Here is a 19,793-nt window from a genome sequence, read left to right as displayed (position 1 = left end):
GGAAAACGATTTCAGGTTGTCTTGTCTACCTCATCGGCACGGCGCATCGTTGAGAACCATTCCTGTTAAAGCAGGAGATTCATTGTCTTATTGTCAGTTTATGCGTCTGGTAGAAGAGAGGCCGCTCTCGCTCGCGGTAGACGTGATCCGCCAGTAGCACCATTTGTGATGCAACTTATTTTGCATAAATGGTGACTCTGATGAAGGCATGCAGAGCAAAGGGGGTGGGTGGCACTCGGCTGGATAGACGGTTGCTGGAGAGGGGGCGGGCATGCGTGAGTGGCGAGCCCGACACAAAGAAAATGGCCACCTTTTGAAGGCGGCCATTCACGTTGCCGATCGGTGCCCTGTTGGCCCGAAGGGTTGGTCGCAGGAGATCAGCCGGATATCAGGGTGGGCAGCCGGGCTTGCCAGATCTGGTGCCAGTGCTGCAGTTCGCTGCGTGGCATCGGGCGGGCGGTAAAGAAGCCCTGGCAGATATCGCACCCCAGCTTGGCCAGCAGTTGCCAGGTCTGTACATCTTCCACCCCTTCGGCGACTGATTTCAGCCCCAGCTTGCGTGCCAGCTCGATGCTCGATTCGATGATGGCCAGACGGGAGGGGTCGGCATAGCAGCGATCGACAAAAGATCGATCAAGTTTGAGCTCGGTAAACGGCAGCAGCGCCAGCTGCTGCATCGAGGAGTAGCCGGTACCGAAGTCATCGATGGAGAGGCCAAAGCCGTGCATCCGCAGCCGGGTCAGCACCTCCAGCGCCTTGCCGATATCCTCGACAAACGAGCTTTCGGTCACCTCCAGGGTGATCAGCTCGGGGTTGACGCCCCAGCGCTGGCACTGGTTGATCAGGAAGTGGCAGAGGTCTCCCTCAATCAGCGAGGTGGTGGAGAGGTTCATCGACAGATTGAGGGAGAGGCCGGTCTGGCCCCACAGATGGCAATCCTGCAGCGACTTGTTGATGATGACATCGGTCAGCTGGTCGATAAGGCCGTTGTTTTCCGCCAGCGGGATAAACATGCCGGGGGAGATCAGCCCGTATTCCGGATGCTGCCAGCGGGCCAGCGCCTCCATCCCCACCCACTGGCCGGACGCAAAGCCGACCTTGGGTTGATACCAGGGCAGCAACTGGTCGTTGTCGAGGGCGCGTTTGAGCTCGTCCACCGACAGGACGAGGCCATCGTCCTTGCCCGAGGGGGCCGACTTGGGGGCCCAGGAGTCGATCAGCTGGCGCAGTCGCTGCGGGCTGGAGGGTTTCTCGATGCGACCCAGCACATGGAGACCATAGGCCGCGCTCATCCGCAGCACGGCCTCCACCACGTCATCTTCCAGCGCGCTGGAGAGGATGATGCCGCCCTGAAAGCCACCCAGCGAGAGGCGGCGCAGCAGCGCCATGCCATCCATGCCGGGCATTCGCAGATCGCAGAACAGGATGTCGACAGTGTGGCTCTGGCACAGCGCCAGGGCTTCGATGCCGTCTGCGGCCTCCAGCAGTTGCTGATAACCGAGCGCCCGGATCTGGTGCATCAGGGTCTTGCGTTGAAACCCGTGATCCTCGACCACCATAATGACCAACTCGTCTGCCGTTCTACTCATCGAGCCACAATCCCATTTCACGTTCAATATTGTTCATCTGTTCTTCCACTCTCTGTGTCAGCAGCGCGAGCTCGCTCAACTGTTTGAGGCGGGCCGCCGATTCCAGTTGCGCCGCCTGCTCGGCCAGGGAGAGCTCCCCGACCATTCTGGCTGCCCCTTTGATGCGGTGGGCGATCTCCACCAGTTCCTGGCTATCATCGGAGGAGCGCGCGCTCATCATAGCGTGGCAATCTTTCCGGTTGGAGGCCAGATACTCCCTTGCCATGCTTTTGGCAATCCCTTCATCGCCAAACAGATCTTGCCAGCGACCGATCATGTCGAGATTGATGGCCTGTCGTGCGGGCACTCTCTCTGTGATCGTAGTCGCGGGCAACCACCGCAGCAGCATCTGGCGCAGTGACTCCAGCGAATAGGGTTTGCACAGCATGCCGTTCATGCCGGCTGCCGTCATATTGGCTGCCGCCTCCTCCGAGGTATCGGCGGTGACGCCGATGATGGGGGCCTGCTCCTCTTGTTCCCGCAGGCGGCGGGTCAGGGTGTAGCCATCCATGTGCGGCATGTGGCAGTCGGTGATCAGCAGGGCGAAATTCCGGGTTTGCCAGGCGCGCAACGCCTTCTCGCCATCTTCCACTACCTCGCACTCCACTCCCAGAATCGCCAGTTGACGGGTCAGCAGGGCGCGATTAACCAGATGATCATCGGCGACCAGCACCCGCCCGCCCAGTTTTTCGATGCTGGCGGCATGGGTGGGTACGGCTCGCTCGGTGATCAGTTCGCGGCAGCTTTCGAGCAACAGATCCGGATAGAGGGGGGATTGGCCGAGGCGCCACCAATTCTCCGAGCCCATGCGCCCCCGCAACGCTTCGCGGGGGGAGAGGATGACCCCCTTGAGAGTGCCGGATTGCAGCAAGGTGTGCCAATCGCTCCCCATACTGGACTCCAGCGCGGCCTCTTCCGCCAACAGCAGGCCGTCGAGATCGGCGGTGAGCTGGCGGATCTCGAGGGGGCTCAATCGGGCGCCTAGTCGTGCCATGGTGACCTGCAAGGTGGCATCGCTACCCAGCCACCACCATTCGCTGCCCGCCAGTGCGGGTGGTTCCCACAGGACATTGAGCAGCGGGATGCTGAAGCGGAAACAGGCCCCTTCACCGAGCTGGCTCTTGACCGTCAGGGTGCCGCCCATCTTCTTCACCAGCTGATCACAGATGGCCAGGCCCAGACCGGTGCCACCAAAGCGGCGATTGATATCGGATTCCACCTGCTCGAACGGGGTAAAGAGAAGCGCTTGCTTCTCTTCGGCGATGCCGATGCCGGTATCCGTCACCGCGATAACCAGCTGCTGGTCGTGATAGCTGGCCTGGATCGAAATGACGCCCTGCTCGGTGAACTTCACCGCGTTGTTGAGCAGATTGGAAATCACCTGGCCCACTCTGACCGGATCGATATCGGCCAGGTCGGGGAGTTGATCCTCCCACTGGAGCGTGACCTTCAGCCCCTTGCTGTAGGCCAGTGCGGCATGGCCGCGGATCACATCGCACACCACGGGTTGCAGACGGCAGGATTGGCGATTGAGGTGCAGCTGACCCGCCTCGATTTTGGAAAAGTCGAGGATATCGTTGACCAGATAGAGCAGGTGGTTGGCCGAGCTCTCCACATTGCGCAGCAGATAGCGCTGGTCATCATTGAGCTCACTCATGCGCAGCAGCTCCAGCATGCCGTGCATGCCCGAGATGGGGGTTCTCAGCTCATGGCTCATGGTGGCCAGAAAACGGCTGCGAGCCTGCATCGCCTGCTCGGCTGCGGCGCGCGCCTCGCGCAGTTCATGCTCCTGTTGCTTGATGGCGGTGATGTCCTGCACCACGCCGTTGAGCAGGCGATCATTGCCCTGTTGCGCCACAAAGTTGCCGCGGATCTGGATATATCGCTCCCCCTGAACAGAGGGCACCAGCACCTCCATATCGAGCGGCTCAAGGGTTCGCGCATGTTTGGCCACCTTATCGATAAAGGCTGCCAGAGCCTCGTCGTTCAAGCCGAGGATCACGCCGCCAGACTCGGCTGCCATCAACTCTTGATGGGTCATCCCGAGAATGTCGCTGGCTCCTTGGGACAGATAGAGGAATTTCCCCTTGCCGGCCCCTTGCCAGAGATATTGATAAACCAGACCCGGCATGCTGTCGGTGATGTCCCGCAGCCTGCCCTCCACTTCTCGCACCTTGTTTTCGGCGGCCTTGAGGGCACTGACATCGGTCAATACCGTCAGCACCCCCTGAATCGCGCCGTCTGCTGCGCGATAGGGCAACTTGACGTAGACCACGTGAAGGGGAATATCCCCCTCGCGCTGGGTATAACCCGATCCTTGGAAGCTCTCGCCGGTTTCCCAGACCGCACGCTCCTCGCATAGCATCTGTTGCCGCTCGTCCTCGGTCATATAACCCCAGCCATCTCCTGCGGATCCGTCACCGATAAACAGCTCGCGGTATGCCCGGTTGCAGAGGGTCAGGCGATGCTCGTGATCCCGCAATGCCACCATATTGGGCAGGGAGTCGAGCAGGGTCTGGACGAACACCAACTGCTCATTGAGTGTCTTCTCGGCCCGTTGTCGCTGCACGATCTCCCGTTTCAGGGTTCGGTTCCAGGCCCAGAACAGGGTAAACAGCAGGGTGGCTGTCGCGCCGCCCATTGCGAACCAGAACAGCACTGTTTCGCTATTGATGCCGGTCTGCACGCTCATGGAGAGCCAGCGTCTCTCCACTTTATTGAGCTCCTCCGGCGGTATCGAATAGAGCACCTTGGTGAGGATCCGCTGCAGCATGGGATCTTTGCGCGTGGCCATGGCGACCGGCAGGCGCAAGTCTTTGCCGGCATAGACCACCTGATAGCGTTCGCTCACCCGCTTGTTGATGGATGGCAGGGTAACCATCACGTAGTCGGCATCGCCCGTGTCCAGCAGCTCCAGCAAGCGGTTGTCATTGTTGACCTCTACCGGATGGGCGCCAATGTTGGTCAGTAGATCTTTATCCAGCGAGCCATGCACCATGCCGACCCGTTTCCCTCGCAGCAGTGAGAGATCGGTGATATCGGTACTGCCTTTGGGGGCAATAACGACCCGATCGACAAACAGATAGCCGGGGGTGAACAGCGCAAACTGGCCGCGGTCGTGGTTGGGGGAGATGGCCGGAATAAAATCGATCTGCCGCAGCTTCAGCATATTCTGGGTTTCACCCCAGCTATTGGTGCGAACCAGAGAGAACTTCAGCCCGGAGACTTGCTGCATCAGCGCCATCAGGTCCGCCACATAACCGACCAGCCTGCCCCGGTAATTGAATTCGCTCATGGAGGTCCAGTCCGGAGAGACGCCGTAAGTCAGCTCAGGATGCTGGTTGAGCCACTCCTGCTCCTCAGGGGTAAACTGCACAGACTTCACCGCTCCTGAGTCCGCATGTTGGCTAGTCGTAGTGGCGGCCAGCATGTGACGACGATCTTCAACCGGTATCTCGTTGAATGCCTTGCTCACCAGGCTGACCAGTGCCGGGTCGCTCTTGTGCATATTGATGGAGAGAGACGTGCCGCTTACCCATTCCGGAGTGGCAATGGTGAAGCCAGCCTTGGGATGCTGATCTCTCACCATCACCAGTGACGGCATGTCGGCAAGATAGGCGTCAGCCATGCGCTTTTTGAGCATAAAGGCTGCTTCACTGCGACTCTCTGCCTCGGTCACACGGAGAAATCCCAGTTTTTTCAATTCACTGCAAGCATTGACTCCTGTGACACAGACCCAGTGCAAACCATGGGCATCCTGTCGTGACAACTTCGTTTTGCCATTGTTGAGCAGCACGCCGCGCGGCATGGAGAGCAAAAACGGGAGGGAGACAATATTGGATCGCCATTGTTCGCTTGGCTGGTCGTTCACCAGTATGTCGATTTCGCCGTGGTCAAGCCCGGTCAGCGCATCAAGGTAGGAGGGGTAAACCTTGTAGCGCAGGGTCAACCCGAGCGTTCTGGCAATCTGCTGCGCAATATCGGGGACAGGGCCGGTAAAACGTTGATCTGCATCCTTATAGCTGTATGGAGGGTCACCCATCATCGGCATGCCGATGACCAGCTCCTGGTGTGATGACAGCCAGGCGCGCTCAGACAGATCAAACTCGTCTTCATTCAGACTGGTAATGGCGTGCGCCGCCACGCCCCAGAGCAGTAGCAGGAGAAACAGGAATAGACGATCACATTGGCGGAGCATAAGAAGGAATCCAACAGAATTGGGCGCATATTGTAAGTGCATTAAAATGCAGCGGCCAACATCAATTTACTCAATATTGGGCCACGACATGCCAATGTGCGGCTGTGAGTCCGGCTAGTATCGGGATGGCAACCTGATGATAAAGCCTGCGCGGTGATGCGCCTGATTTTTTGTCAAAGGCCAGTTCAAGGGGGATATTGGAAAAAAATCCAACCAGTTTGATATTGGTAAACAACATGGACATGGACAAATAAAAAGGGCCACCTCTTGCGAGGTGGCCCTTTCCAAACGTTTGGTGGAGCTGGGGGGATTTGAACCCCCGTCCAAAATTACTACATCCTTGGCACTACATGCTTAGTCACTCTTTACATTCGCCAACCCGCTGCGGAGAGACACGCCACGCATTGACTAGCTCGATTGGTTTTAATGCTTCCGCCCCGAGCAGGACTTCCACACGATCCTGTGAAGGATGACCTTCCGATTCCCTAGGACACAGGCAAGCTAGGGTAGAAGGGCTCTATGCAGGTTATTAAGCTGCTAGTGCGTAGTTTTCGTCGTTTGCGACTATTTTTTTGCGGTTTATTAACGAGGCCTACCGCACCTCGGCATGCACCTTGGGTTTCGTGAATCTTGTCGAATCCAGAATCAGCCCCAAGTTGTTAATTGCGATTGTACGCAAAAATGCTGTCATAGCAAGGCGTTGATACCCATTCCCTCTGGCAACCAGTCTGTTTGCCGATTTATTGTACGCAGCTGAGCCTGAAGAGTCAGCTGCGCCGGGGGAAGGTGTACTGGCGTTCTGATCCTGCCAGTCGCAGGTTAGCCGCGATGCTTGTTCTTCATGATGCGAGCTTTCTCCCGATCCCACTCGCGGGCCTTGGTATCTTCGCGCTTGTCGTGCTCTTTCTTGCCCTTCACCAGGCCGATCTCGACCTTGACCCAGCACTGTTTCCAGTAGAGGGCGAGGGGAACTATGGTGTAGCCCTGACGGGCGATCAGGCTTTCGAGCTTGTCGAGTTCACGACGGCTCAGCAGCAGTTTGCGGGTGCGGGTCGGGTCACATACCACATGGCTGGAGGCCGCTTGCAGTGGCAGGAAGCTGGAGCCGAACAGATAGGCCTCGCCATCGCGGAAGATGACATAGGCTTCACTGATGTTGGCCTTGCCCGCCCGCAGGGATTTGACTTCCCACCCTTGCAGGGACAGACCCGCTTCGATCTTCTCTTCGATGAAGTATTCGTGGCGCGCGGTTCTGTTGAGTGCAATGGTGCTGGACCCGGCTTTGTTTTTACTGTTTTTTTTGCTCATGACGGGCGATTTCCGGCAATGACTAGGAGGCTCGTATTATACGTAGGCAGGGACGGCTGTAAAACGCGCAGCAGGTCAAGTGGTGGCTTTCTGAGCGGTTTGGCTGAGGTTTTACCTCCACAACCCTAAACATGGTGATAAAATCGCGCCGATTGGATGAGGAAAAGCCATGCCCCGAATTACGCGCAGTGCCCTGGTGATGTTCAGTGCAGAACAGATGTTCAAGTTGGTTAACGATGTGGATGCCTACCCGCAGTTTTTGCCCGGCTGTGTCGGCAGCCGTGTCCACGAGGCTGGCGATGACTACATGATGGCGTCGGTCGATGTGGCCAAGGCGGGGATTGCCAAGACCTTTACTACCCGCAATCAGCTGGATGTGAACCGCCAGATCAGGATGGAACTGGTGGATGGCCCGTTCCGCAAGCTGGCGGGCTGGTGGACCTTTACCCCGCTCGATGTCGACGCCTGCAAGGTGGAGTTCGATCTCGATTTCGAGTTTACCTCCAAGCTCATCGAGGTGGCCTTTGGTCAGGTATTCCGCGATCTGGTGAGCTCCATGGTCTCCGCTTTCTCCAACCGGGCGAAGGAGGTCTACGGTGTCTGACCAGCTCAATATCGAGGTTGTCTATGCCTTGCCGCAGCAGCAGACGGTGATTGCCCTGCGGGTGGCGCCCGAGACCTGTGTGCTGGCAGCCATCGAGCAGTCCGGCATCGTGCAAAAGCACCCCGAGATCGATCTGGCGGTCAACAAGTTCGGCATCTACAGCCGACCGGTGAAAGGGAGCGAACCGCTGCACGACGGGGATCGTATCGAGATCTACCGCCCGCTCATCGCCGATCCCCGCGAGATGCGTAAAAAGCGCGCCGAGAAGGCTAAAGAGGAGGGGAGAGCCGATAGCGTGACCGGTGGTCGCCCCGATGTGCATCGCAAGCTCCGCGAGTAGCGCTCAGGTTTTTCTTGCAGAAAAAAGGCGCCGAGGCGCCTTTTTTTGATCCCGTTAACCAGTGAGCTGGCCGAGGGGATATCAAGAGAGGGTTGCTTCTACCACACCCAGTCGGGCACGGGCCCAGGCGGCCAGTAGCTCTACCCCGCTTTGCATCACTCGCTCATCGAAATCGAATTCGTTGTGATGGTGTGGTGCCGCCAGATCGGCCCCCAGGATGAGGTAAGCCGCTTCGCCCCCCTGCTTTTGCACCCGCTCCATCAGAAAACCGGCATCTTCGCTGGCGCCAAAGCGGCGAGTCTGGATGGTGGCGAGCCCCTGCTTGCGGGCCAGCGCCGCCAGCTCGGCCTGCAGTGCCGGGCTGTTGTCGAGGGCAATGGCCTCACCCTGCTTGATGATGCGATAGGTGACACCGTGGGCGAGGGCGGTACCTTCGACGATGCGCTGTACCTGACTGAACATGTAGTCGTTGAGCGCGCTGTCGGCGCCGCGGGTCTCACCGCGCAGCTCGGCATGATCGGGGATGACGTTGCGGCCGCTGCCAGCGTGAAGCTGGCCGACGTTGATGCGGGTCATGCCGTCTCGGTGGCGGGGAATGCCGAGCATGGCGGTGGTGGCCATGCAGGCGGCAGCCAGCGCATTGCTGCCGGCATTGGGCTCGAGCCCGGCATGGGCGGCGCTGCCCATAAAGTGGACGTCGAACTTGGTGGAGCAGAGAAACTCGGTGGGGTTGATCACCAGCTCGCCGCTGCCAGCGTGAATGCCGATATGGAGCGAGAGCAGGGCATCCACGTCATCGAGTGCACCACCGGCAGCCAGCGCCTTGCCACCGCGACACCCCTCTTCGGCGGGTTGGAAGAAGAGTTTGATGCGACCGCACAGCTGCTCTTTCATCGCCATCAGGCTGCTGGCCAGCCCCATGCCGATGGCGGTATGGCCATCGTGGGCGCAGGCGTGCATCCACCCCTTGTTGTGGGAGGCAAAACCCTCCTGCTGCGGTTGGTGTTGTTCAGCGTCGGACTCTTCCACCTCCACCGCGTCGATATCGAAGCGAAAGGCCAGGGTCGGACCGGGACGGCCGGTATCCAGCTCTCCCATCAGGCCAGTGACATCGCCGATCCGCTCCAGCCAGTCGGGATGGGCTCCCTGACGACGGGCGCGAGCCTTCTCGGCCGCCACATCCACATCACGGCCCATCATCAAATTGCTGGCCAGCAGCTTGTCGCCGAGCACGATGCGATAACCGAGCTCGCTCAGGTGGTGGGCAATCAGGCTGGTGGTGCGAAACTCTTTCCAGGCAGCTTCCGGCAGGCGGTGCAGGTCGCGGCGCCACAGGATCAGGTGCTCAAGGGTCATCTTGGCTTCCTTGGTGATTCGATTTGTCGGCTATTGTGCCTTTTTTCCTGGCTGACCACACGGGGCCCGCAGCTGGTCGGGGGAGCTGTGAGTGCAAGTGGTGGCTGTGAGGGCCGTGAATAGTGGTGAGCGCCCATAAAAAACGCCTCCACAAGGGAGGCGTTGTCGATAGCTGGTTATCAGGCCGCGTGATGGTACGCGGAGGCTTCAAACAGCTTCTTGTTGGCCACCAGATCGATGGGGTCAAAATCATCGACGTTGATGGTGCGAAGGCGACTTACCTCGGCGCGACGCAGCAGCTCGGCTTCGCTCTGGGTCAGTACGCCAGCGGCCAGGCCGATGTCGGCCACCTTGTCCAGCGCCATGAAGGGACGCTTGATACCATCTGCCTTGCAGACTTTCTCGAACAGCGGCTCGGCGGCCAGCACGTCATCGAGCGCCTGCTCCAGCAGACCGAAGGGGTTGCCCTCTTCGCGAGTCAGGTATTGCCCCTTGGCCAGGCGGCTGCGGGTCTCGCTCGGGGTTTGCAGCAGACGGGCCACTTGCTGGTCCAGCTTGTCGCACGGACGGTTCAGGTCACGACCCAGCGGCAGCACCACGGCGCGCAGGGCCAGACCAATCCAGCGGTTCGGGAAGTTGCGCAGCAGCTCGTCGATCGCCTCTTGTGCCTTGAACATGGCATCTTGCAGTGCCCAGTGCAGCAGCGGCAGGTCGGCCTGCTGGCGTCCCTCGTCCTGATAGCGCTTGAGGGCGCTGGAGGCCAGATAGAGCTGGCTCAGCACGTCGCCAAGACGGGCGGAAACCCGCTCCTTGCGCTTGAGCTCGCCACCCAGGGTGCCCATCGCCATGTCTGACAGGAACGCCAGGTTGGCCGAGAGGCGGGAGAGCTGCTGGTAGTAGCCCTTGGTCTGATCCTTGTACGGTGCCGCGGCAAAGCGGGCGCCGGTGATACCGAGCCAGAAGCTGCGTACCAGGTTGCTGATGGCAAAGCCGACGTGGCTGAATACCGCCTTGTCAAAATCCTTCAGCGCCTGCTCCTTGTCGGGGTGGCTGGCGGCCAGCATCTCCGGCAGTACATACGGGTGGCAGCGGATAGCGCCCTGACCGTAGATGATCATGCTGCGGGTCAGGATGTTGGCCCCTTCCACCGTAACGGCGATGGGGGCACCCTGATAGCCACGGGCCAGATAGTTGTTGGGGCCCATGCAGATGGCCTTGCCGCCGTGGATGTCCATGGCATCGATGATGCACTTCTGGGCACGGTCGGTGAGGTGGTATTTGACGATGGCGGAGATGACCGAGGGCTTCTCGCCAAGGTCGATGCCGGTCACGGTCAGGTTGGCTGCGGCGCCCATGATGTAGGCGTTGCCGCCGATGCGGGCCAGCGGCTCTTCAATCCCTTCCATCTTGCCGATGGGCAGTTTGAACTGGCGACGAATGCGGCTATATGCGCCGCTTGCCAGGGCCAGCATCTTGACGCCGCCAGTGCTGTTGGAGGGCAAGGTGATGCCGCGACCGACCGACAGACACTCGACCAGCATGCGCCAGCCCTGACCGGCCATGGCCGGGCCACCGATGATGAAATCGAGCGGGACGAACACATCCTTGCCCTGGGTCGGACCGTTCTGGAACGGCACGTTGAGCGGGAAGTGGCGACGGCCAATGCCGACACCCTTGATGTGAGTGGGGATCAGCGCGCAGGTGATGCCGAGCTCTTCCTCTTCGCCCAGCAGGTGTTCCGGATCACGCAGTTTGAAGGCGAGACCCAGCACGGTAGCAATAGGGGCGAGCGTGATGTAGCGCTTGTTCCAGGTGAGGCGCATACCGAGCACCTCTTTTCCTTCCCACTCGCCCTTGCAGACGATACCGAAGTCGGGGATGGAGCCGGCATCAGAACCCGCTTCCGGGCTGGTCAGGGCGAAGCAGGGGATCTCTTTACCTACCGCCAGACGGGGCAGGTAGTAATCCTTCTGCTCGTCAGTGCCATAGTGCTGCAGCAGTTCGCCCGGGCCCAGCGAGTTGGGCACGCCAACGGTGGAGGCGAGCACGGCGCTGGCACCGCACAGCTTTTGCAGGACACAGGACTGGGCGTAGGCAGAGAACTCCAGACCGCCATATTTCTTCTTGATGATCATGGCGAAGAACTTGTTGTCCTTCAGGTATTGCCACACCTCGGGGGAGAGGTCCGCGCGCTCGTGGGTCACTTCCCAGTCGCTCACCATGCGGCACACTTCCTCGACCGGGCCATCCATAAAGGCCTGCTCTTCGGCAGAGAGGGCGCTGACCGGAATGGCGTGCAGCTTTTTCCAGTCCGGGTTGCCCGCGAACAGATCGGCTTCCCACCAAGTGGTGCCCGCTTCAATCGCCTCTTTCTCGGTGCGGGACATCTCCGGCATGATCGATTTGTAGATCTTGAACAGCGGCTTGGTTATTTGATTGCGGCGAAATTCCACCAGATTGAGCGGGATGGCGATCACCGCGAACAGCGCCCATACCAGCAAGGGCACATGACCATAGATGGCGCCAAGCACCAGGGCGGCGCCGGTGACCAGGGTGGAGATGAACAGGGATGCCCGGCGATAGGCCAGGGCTCCGATAACCAGGATCACCCCGAGCAGAGTGAGGGTCGTCGTCATTGCTTGCTCCTTGCGTGGTTAGGTTGCCAACGTGGCGTAACTGATCCAGAGGTCTGACCTGTTGGATATGGCCCCTGTTGTAATTCATACGCACAAAGTTATCAAGCTGTTTACATCTTCATTACCTTCTCTCTGTGATCCCCATAACGCTCACGCGCCGCCAGCGCTGTGGCTCGCAGGGGGGCGACTGTGCGATTCGCTTGTGCGAGAATAGCCGCGATCTACACGCACACTAAAAACAGTGGAAGAGACATCATGTACCAAGAATTGATCCGCAATGAACTGACCGAAGCTGCCAGCGTGCTGCAGGCCTTCCTGGCTGATGAGCAGAACCTGAAAAACATCGAAGCGGCCGCCAAACTGCTGGCTGACTCTTTCAAGGAAGAGGGCAAGGTGCTCTCTTGTGGCAACGGTGGCTCCCACTGTGATGCCATGCACTTTGCCGAAGAGCTGACCGGTCGTTACCGCGAGAACCGCCCGGGTTATGCCGGTATCGCCATCTCCGATCCGAGCCACCTCTCCTGCGTCTCCAACGACTTTGGCTATGACTATGTCTTCTCCCGCTACGTAGAAGCGGTCGGCCGCCGTGGCGACGTGCTGCTTGGCATCTCCACCAGCGGCAACTCCGGCAATATCCTGAAAGCCATCGAGGCTGCCCGCGCCAAAGGCATGAAAGTGATCGCCCTGACCGGCAAGGATGGCGGCAAGATGGCGGGTCTGGCGGATGTCGAGATCCGCGTGCCGCACTTTGGCTATGCCGACCGTATTCAGGAAGTGCACATCAAGGTGATCCACATCCTGATCCAGCTGGTCGAAAAAGAGATGGCCAAGTAATCAGGCCATCGTCACCAGACAAGGGCAACGCCGGTAGCATGGTTCGCCATCGGCCGGTTGTTGCCAGTCACAGGGGAAGGGATTGCGCCTTCCCTTGCTGTCTGTCGAACCAGCGTGCTGGTCGAACATGACACAAGCCAAATCATGAAAGGAGTCTGCCGGATATGTGCGAACTGCTCGGCATGAGTGCCAATGTGCCGACCGATATCTGCTTCAGCTTTACCGGGTTGATGCTGCGCGGCGGCAAGACCGGGCCCCACAAGGATGGCTGGGGGATCACCTTCTACGAGGGGAAGGGCTTTCGCACCTTCAAGGATCCCGAGCCCAGCGCCCAATCTCCCATCGCCAGACTGGTACAGGCGCTGCCCATCAAGAGCTGCGCTGTGGTCAGCCACATTCGGCAGGCCAACCGTGGCTGCGTGTCACTGGAAAATACCCACCCCTTTACCCGTGAGCTGTGGGGCCGTTACTGGACCTTCGCCCACAACGGTCAACTCACCGGCTACAAGAAGCTGCCCACCGGCCGCCACCGGCCGGTGGGGGATACCGACAGCGAGCACGCCTTCTGCTGGCTGCTCGACAGGCTGGAGCAAAAATATCCCAAGCGTCCGGCCAACTTTCCTGCCATGTTTCGCTATCTCGCCACCCTGTGTGACGAGCTCAGAGCGTTCGGGGTGTTCAACATGCTGCTCTCGGACGGGGAGTATGTGATGAGCTACTGCAGCAACAACCTGCACTGGCTGACTCGCTGTGCGCCCTTTGGCGAGGCGAGCCTGCTGGATGAGGAGGTGGTGATCGACTTTCAAAGGGAGACCACCCCCAACGATGTGGTCACCCTGATCACCACCCGTCCGCTGACCGGCAATGAGAATTGGGTCAAAATGGCGCCCGGCGAATTCAATCTGTTTCGCATGGGGGAGCGGGTGGCGACCAACCAGGTCGCGTTTGAGCAAGATAAAAAAATACCAGGGTAGATACCTACCCTGGTTCTTCGCAGCAGCCATAAAAGGCAAAAGGGATGAGAGGTGTTGCTGAGCATCATCACTCTGACGGCATTGAGTGTTGATCAATTGTTAATTTTTAGCAATCAAATTGTTGTCTTGATGGGCGTTTCAGCATCGCTATTTCGATACTGATCACATTTTTTGCCACTTTATTCCCTGAGCCATCCAATCGGGTGCTTCATCACTGCCTGGTCGTGAGCCACGACATCGAAAACTATCTATAGTATGGTCTGTTTGAATACCGTTCTGGAGGAGCCTCGCATGGAGTGGGTGGATCGCAAGGTGTTGCAGCAGCTGGCAGAGGATATCGGTCCGGATATGCTGCCCGTGGTCATCGCAGTCTTTATTGAAGAGGTGGGCGAGCAGCTGAGTCAGCTCAGACCCCTCTATGAACAGGGAGAGTGGGAGGCGCTGGCTCGGGTGGCGCACAGCATGAAATCATCCTGTGGCAGCTACGGCGCCATGCCGAGTTATCAGCAGGTGATGGCGCTGGAGATGGCCAGCAAGCAGGCCGATGTGGCCGAGGCAGAGCGCCAATTGCAACTGCTGGAGGCCTCCTTGCCCCAAGTGCTCGCGTTTCTTGTCGATTATCAGTAACGGCGCCATGCAGGGATGCCGGGGCGCCGTGACCGTTGCCTAACGCTGGTTGAGCAGTTGCTGGATGATTCGGTCCAGCGCCAGTTTCAGCTTCAACCGATCGTGCCGATGGGGCAGCTCAAGCTCGCCCAGCTCGGCTTCGATCACTCGCCCTTGCCAGTCCCCCGCATCACCCGCGCCTTGTGGGGCCAGGATGGCATCCAGCCGACCCTGACCGACCCGGGATTCCAGCCAGCGACATTGACTCATCAGGTCCAGCTGACTGGCAGGGCCGTTTTCCGCCACCAGATTGCAGACGAAAACCAGCATGGCGCTGCTCTCGTTGATGGCCTGGGCGATCTCGGCCAGCAGCAGTGGCGGCATGATGGAGGTGAGAAAACTGCCCGGCCCAAGAATGATCATGTCCGCCTGCTGCAATGCCAGCACCGCTTCCCGGGTCGCTTGCACCTCCGGCATCAGGCCGAGGGAGAGGGGTGGTGTTGCCAGTTGATCGATGGATACCTCTCCCAGGATCTGGGTGCCACACTCCATATGGGCGCAGAGATCAGTGGGAAATTCAGACATGGGTAGCAATTGTGACTCGATTTTGAGCATGTCACTGATCAGCTTGATAGCATCAAGAGGACGGACACAGAGATTATCGAGCGCCAGCAGCATAAGGTTGCCAAGGTTGTGGCCCGCCAGCTCGCCTTTGCCGGCGAAGCGGTACTCGAACAACAGGCTGCCGATGCTGGGATCGGTCACCAGCTGGTTCAGGCAGTTGCGCAGATCGCCCCAGGCGATGCACTCCTGACTCTTGCGCAGGCGTCCGGTCGAGCCACCATCATCTGTGGTGGCGACGATGCCGGTGAGCCGTTGACCGAGAAACGAGAGGGACGAAAGCACTCGTCCCATGCCATGGCCACCACCGATGGCAACGACCCGATCGAAGTCATTGATGTTTTTTTGCCACATATGGGCGTCCTGTTATTGGTCTCAGTTGACCGCTATGTTAGCAAGCGAAGCGAGATAATTGTTTGATAAAGGTATGATTTTTGCTTGAGGCTGCCATTCGATAAAACAAGGAGATGGTGTTGAAATTTCTGACCGTTCACTCCCTCGCCCAGAATTCATCGCTGGCGGCCCAAGATATCTGCGCGCAGCTGCGCCACCATGCCGATCAGGCCCCCTCCCTGCTGTTACTCTATTTTACCCAAGCCCATGACGGGGCGATACTGCGCGACGCGCTCAAAGGCCAGTTCCCGACGACCCGCCTGCTTGGGTGCAGCTCTTGCGGTGGCGTCATGACCGAGATGGGACACCATGCCCGAGATGGATATGGGCTGGCCGTTGCTGCCCTGTACGATGAGAAAGGGGCATTCGGGGTAGCCGGTGCCAGCGGTGACGGGGTGGATGTGCGGCAGTTGCTGCGCCGAGCCATGAGCGACTGTGGTCGACCGGGCGAGCTGCCCCAGTTGATCCTGTTTCACGCCAGTCCCGGCAAGGAAGAGGGGCTGCTGGCCGGTATCGAGGCCGAACTCGGTGCCTCGGTGCCGGTGGTCGGTGGATCCGCGGCTGATAGCAGTGTCAGCGGTGACTGGCAGCTCTGCTGGGATGAGGCGGTGGCTCAGGATGGCATCGGTCTGGCGGTGCTCTATCCCGATTGCCAGCTGGCCTTTCAGTTTCACTCCGGTTATGTGCCTGCCGAATTCAGTGGCGAGATCACCGCCTGCAACGGGCGGGAGGTACTCACCATCGATCACCAACCTGCCGCCGAGGTCTATGCCCGCTGGTGCGGGCGCGAGCAGCCCTGGCCGGTGGGAGCGATTTTGCGGGAGACCACGCTCACCCCGCTGGCCCGTCAGGTGGGGGCGCTGGATGGCATTCCTTACTACAAACTCTCCCACCCCGAAGCAGTGACCGAACAGGGCGGGCTGCGGCTCTTTACCGATGTGGTGCAAGGGGAGCGTCTGCTGTTGATGTACAGCAGTCAGGAAGGGTTGTTGCAGCGCAGCCTCAATGCCATGCGCGTTGAGCCAGGGTATGGGGTCGACGTGGAATTGCAGCCTATCGGCGCTCTCATCATCTTTTGTGCTGGTTGCCGTTTGGCGCTAGGTGATATGTTGTGCCAATTTGTCGAGCAGAGCCAGGCTCGCCTCGGCAAGATCCCTTTTATCACCCCCTTTACCTTCGGCGAGCAGGGGCGGCTGCCCAATGGCGAGCTGGCCCACGGCAACCTGATGGTATCGAGCGTGATTTTCCTGACCCGTTGAGTCGGCAGAACATAACAGAGCAGGCAACAAGATGATTGGCAACAGTGAACTGGAAGCCCTCGGCGACAAATTGCAGACCACGCTGGTCGACCTTATGCGTTGTCGCGAGCGCGAGGCCAAGTATCGTCACGAGTCCCAGACCCTGCTGGGCGGGGTTGCCACCCTCGCCGATGCCAAGACGCTGGAGCAGGTACTGGAGAGCCTTATCCAGGTGCTCAAACCCTTTATCGGCTTTGAACACGCGGATGTAGTGGCCTGGGAAGGGGAGCAGGGGAGTACCCACCTCAGTACCGAGCCGATGCTATCAGCCCGCAGCTGGCGTATGACCCCGGCATTTGCCCGCGCCATCTCGGGTGAAACCCTGGTGATTTACGATCCCGCCCAGCTGCCCGAGCTGGCGCCGCTGGCAAGCGAGCCGGGCTGGGCCAGTGTGATGCTGACCGGGCTACAGGCCCCCGGTTTTACCGCTACCCTCATCTGCCGCCACGCCCGGGCGGGCACCTTCGATCTCACCAGCAAGGCCGCCATGGAGCGTTGCCGTCCGCTTATCGCCCAGGCGCTGGTCAACATCACCTATCGGGCCCGCTTGCAGGAGCAGGTCGCGGTAAAAACCGAGGCGCTGCAGGCCAGCGAACGCCGTTTTCGCAGCTTCGCCGCCATGGCTTCTGACTGGTTCTGGGAGACCGATGCCGAGCATCGCCTCAGTTACGCCTCTGAGCCGGGTTATCTGGATGAGATGACCCCGCAGGCGACCCGGCCGACCCTCTATGACTACGTCTGCAACAAGCAGAGCTGCGATGCCCAGAAATACCTGCAGCTTTTGGCGCTGCGCCAGCCGGTGCGAGGGGTGCGGATGCAGGTTGCGCTGCAACACGGCCCCTGCTGGATGGAAGTGAGCGCCGAGCCCTGTTTTGACCATGATGGCCAGTTTATCGGTTATCGCGGCACTGCCCGGGATATCAGCAACCAGATCCGTAGGGAAGAGGAGCTGGCGCGGGCACGGGATGAGGCCGAAGCGGCCAACCGTGCCAAGTCCCAGTTTCTGGCCATGATGACCCACGAGATCCGCTCGCCTATGAATGCGGTGTTGGGGATGCTCGATCTGGTGCAGCATGCCGAGCTGGCGCCGGAGCAACAGAGCCTGCTGCGCCATGCCACCCACTCGGCCAGATTGCTGCAAACCATCATCGACGACGTACTCGATTTTTCGAAAATTGAGTCGCAAACCCTGGTGTTTCACTGCGAGACCCTGCAACCCGTCCAGCTTTGCCAATCTCTGGTCGAGCCGCTGCAAGCTCGCGCGACCGCCAAGGGGATTGCGCTGGTTTATCGGGTCGATGAGTCGGTCCCCCGGGAGTTGCAGGGGGACCCGATGCGTCTGTCGCAGGTGATGGGCAATCTGCTGGACAACGCCCTCAAATTTACCGAGCAGGGGCAGGTGACACTGCACCTGGGTTGGCAGGATGAGAAGCTGCTGATCTCGGTCTCCGACACCGGGATCGGGATCGCCGATGCGGATCAGGCGCTGCTGTTTGAACCCTTCTCCCAGGTCGACAACTCGGCCACCCGGCGTTTTTCCGGTACAGGTCTCGGTCTTGCCATCAGCAAGCGTCTGGTGACGCTTATGGGGGGAGAGATCCACCTGAAGAGCGAGCCGGGCAAGGGAAGCTGTTTCTGGTTCGAACTGCCCGGCATGGCGCTGCCTTGTCATAGCCAGCCGCAGCGGGAGGAGGGGGCTTCGGCACTGCTGCCACTGGATGTGCTGGTGGTGGAGGACAGCCCGGTGAACCAGTTGGTGGTGTCGCTGATGCTGCAAAAACTGGTGGGCAAGGTACGGCTGGCAGCCAATGGTCTGGAGGCGCTGGCGCAGGTGGATGAGCAGCTCCCGGATCTGATCCTGATGGATATGCGGATGCCCCTGATGGACGGACTGGAAGCGACCCGGCGCTTGCGTGAGTTGGGATGCACCATGCCAATCGTTGCCCTGACGGCCAATGCGATGGCGGAGGATAAGGCGTGCTGTCTGGCGCAGGGAATGGATGACTTTCTCGCCAAACCGATCACCTTGTCACGGCTGAGAGAGTGTTTGCAGCGTCACTTTGGTCAGCGGTTGCCGACGCGCGGATAAAAAAAATGGTCAACTTTGTGGGTTGACCAGTTCTTCAGCAAATACTGAAGAGAGCACGGGATAAATCGGGTTGTATCAATCTATATGAAAAATCTGTGCCAACTTTTTTAGACTCTTTTGTGTTCAATTTTGGCCGTTTAGCGCAGCGGCTCTCTCTTGTTATGGCGTTCTGCGTTCCTACTCACTCGCAAAATGCGAATTTCACATTTTCATTGTTGGAATAATTGCATTTTGCAACGCTGTTTTTGTCATTGTGAAATCAGGCGATGCAGGAATTTACGGGCCGCTTCGCTGTTTTGTTTGGCAATCAGCATTTGCTTTTCATAAATCGGCATCGGCAATATCTCGAGCCAGCGTTGGCAGAGCCAGGCGGCATCTTCAAAGCGCTTGTCCGGATAGAGCTCATCAAGCTCCGGATACTGCTCGAATACTTCCCGCAGGCGATTGACCAGCAGCTTGTCGTTGAAATCGGAGTGGGTGCTCGGCCAGTTGGGCAGCATCTCCACCTTGGCCCGACGCAGGCCCATCTCGTCTGTTTCCATCTCGTGGATGCAGAAGCGCTCCAGTCCCAGCACCGTCACACCCAGCAGGCCATCATTGAGGGTGTAGAAGTCGGTCACCTTGACCCGGGTGCCCACCGGCAGAATGCGGCCGGATTGTCCCGAGGTGGTCGACTCTTCCATCACGATGCCAAAGCCCTGATCGTTGATGAATGACTCCTTGAGCATCTGCAGGTGGCGTGGCTCGAACAGACGCAGAGGAAGCTTGCCGCCCGGCAGTATGTGGGAAGGCAAGGGGAACAGTGCCAAAGGTTGTAGTTTCATGTTCCATCCTCCATTGAGTAGTTGCTGAATATGACAATGCAGCGACTGTGCCAGAGAATGAAAAAAGCCACCGGAGGGTGGCTT

General features: G+C 59.3%; 14 protein-coding genes and 1 other RNA gene. 7 read left to right on the top strand and 8 right to left on the bottom strand.

Translation table 11 applies throughout. The features are described from left to right. Positions 1-377: 377 nt before the first annotated feature. The 4 genes from AB5Y99_RS04270 to smpB all read right to left on the bottom strand — a co-directional run bounded on the left by AB5Y99_RS04270 (position 378) and on the right by smpB (position 7,134). Positions 378-1,589, bottom strand: a complete 1,212-nt coding sequence (locus AB5Y99_RS04270; RefSeq protein WP_368208787.1) for an EAL domain-containing protein — start codon at positions 1,587-1,589, stop codon at positions 378-380. After that, a complete protein-coding gene (locus AB5Y99_RS04265; protein WP_368208786.1) occupies positions 1,582-5,826 on the bottom strand; it encodes a transporter substrate-binding domain-containing protein in 4,245 nt (1,414 codons plus the stop codon). Before AB5Y99_RS04265 ends, AB5Y99_RS04270 begins: the two co-directional genes overlap by 8 nt. A 293-nt stretch (positions 5,827-6,119) precedes the next feature. Further along, positions 6,120-6,479: a transfer-messenger RNA gene (gene ssrA / locus AB5Y99_RS04260) on the bottom strand. Between the two features lie 166 nt (positions 6,480-6,645). Beyond that, the gene (gene smpB, locus AB5Y99_RS04255) at positions 6,646-7,134 is read right to left on the bottom strand and encodes an SsrA-binding protein SmpB (RefSeq protein WP_005334498.1); all 489 of its coding nucleotides are present in this window, start codon (positions 7,132-7,134) and stop codon (positions 6,646-6,648) included. Between the two features lie 169 nt (positions 7,135-7,303). Between smpB and AB5Y99_RS04250 the strand changes: the two genes are divergently transcribed. Both AB5Y99_RS04250 and AB5Y99_RS04245 read left to right on the top strand, forming a co-directional pair. Beyond that, entirely contained in the window at positions 7,304-7,738 is a 435-nt protein-coding gene (locus AB5Y99_RS04250) for an SRPBCC family protein (RefSeq protein ID WP_005334496.1), read from the top strand. Further along, positions 7,731-8,078 (top strand): RnfH family protein, encoded by a 348-nt coding sequence (locus AB5Y99_RS04245; protein WP_042054648.1) that lies wholly within the window; start codon positions 7,731-7,733, stop codon positions 8,076-8,078. The genes AB5Y99_RS04250 and AB5Y99_RS04245 overlap by 8 nt, the downstream gene beginning before the upstream one ends. A gap of 81 nt (positions 8,079-8,159) precedes the next feature. Here AB5Y99_RS04245 and AB5Y99_RS04240 read toward each other — a convergent pair whose 3' ends face one another. Then, on the bottom strand, positions 8,160-9,434 hold the full coding sequence (locus AB5Y99_RS04240) for an amidohydrolase (RefSeq protein ID WP_368208784.1): 1,275 nt from the start codon (positions 9,432-9,434) through the stop codon (positions 8,160-8,162). Positions 9,435-9,613: 179 nt separating this feature from the next. Then, entirely contained in the window at positions 9,614-12,070 is a 2,457-nt protein-coding gene (gene fadE / locus AB5Y99_RS04235) for an acyl-CoA dehydrogenase FadE (RefSeq protein ID WP_368208782.1), read from the bottom strand. Positions 12,071-12,325: 255 nt separating this feature from the next. Here fadE and lpcA point away from each other — a divergent pair, with 255 nt between their 5' ends. The 3 genes from lpcA (at position 12,326) to AB5Y99_RS04220 (ending at position 14,505) form a co-directional block, all read left to right on the top strand. Beyond that, on the top strand, positions 12,326-12,904 hold the full coding sequence (gene lpcA, locus AB5Y99_RS04230) for a D-sedoheptulose 7-phosphate isomerase (protein ID WP_005334485.1): 579 nt from the start codon (positions 12,326-12,328) through the stop codon (positions 12,902-12,904). Positions 12,905-13,068: 164 nt separating this feature from the next. After that, the gene (locus AB5Y99_RS04225) at positions 13,069-13,878 is read left to right on the top strand and encodes a class II glutamine amidotransferase (RefSeq protein WP_005334483.1); all 810 of its coding nucleotides are present in this window, start codon (positions 13,069-13,071) and stop codon (positions 13,876-13,878) included. Positions 13,879-14,169: 291 nt separating this feature from the next. After that, positions 14,170-14,505: an Hpt domain-containing protein gene (locus AB5Y99_RS04220; RefSeq protein ID WP_368208780.1), complete on the top strand. Its 336-nt coding sequence runs from the start codon at positions 14,170-14,172 to the stop codon at positions 14,503-14,505. Positions 14,506-14,544: 39 nt separating this feature from the next. On the opposite strand, the gene yvcK is transcribed toward AB5Y99_RS04220, so the two are convergent. Further along, on the bottom strand, positions 14,545-15,459 hold the full coding sequence (gene yvcK / locus AB5Y99_RS04215) for a uridine diphosphate-N-acetylglucosamine-binding protein YvcK (protein ID WP_047438497.1): 915 nt from the start codon (positions 15,457-15,459) through the stop codon (positions 14,545-14,547). Positions 15,460-15,572: 113 nt separating this feature from the next. On the opposite strand from yvcK, the gene AB5Y99_RS04210 reads away from it, so the two are divergent. Both AB5Y99_RS04210 and AB5Y99_RS04205 read left to right on the top strand, forming a co-directional pair. Next, positions 15,573-16,757, top strand: coding sequence for an FIST signal transduction protein (locus AB5Y99_RS04210; RefSeq protein ID WP_042054641.1), 1,185 nt, complete (start codon positions 15,573-15,575; stop codon positions 16,755-16,757). A 31-nt stretch (positions 16,758-16,788) separates the two neighbouring features. Then, the gene (locus AB5Y99_RS04205; protein ID WP_043821124.1) at positions 16,789-18,885 is read left to right on the top strand and encodes an ATP-binding protein; all 2,097 of its coding nucleotides are present in this window, start codon (positions 16,789-16,791) and stop codon (positions 18,883-18,885) included. Between the two features lie 248 nt (positions 18,886-19,133). Here the strand turns inward: AB5Y99_RS04205 and AB5Y99_RS04200 are convergent, their stop codons facing one another. Then, positions 19,134-19,709: an LON peptidase substrate-binding domain-containing protein gene (locus tag AB5Y99_RS04200; RefSeq protein ID WP_005334473.1), complete on the bottom strand. Its 576-nt coding sequence runs from the start codon at positions 19,707-19,709 to the stop codon at positions 19,134-19,136. Positions 19,710-19,793 lie beyond the last annotated feature (84 nt).

This window comes from Aeromonas sp. R4-2, assembly GCF_040908295.1.
In the GTDB taxonomy this organism is placed as follows: domain Bacteria; phylum Pseudomonadota; class Gammaproteobacteria; order Enterobacterales; family Aeromonadaceae; genus Aeromonas; species Aeromonas veronii.
Note: the sequence above shows the minus strand (reverse complement) of the source record. Positions and strands in the feature narration are given on the sequence as shown.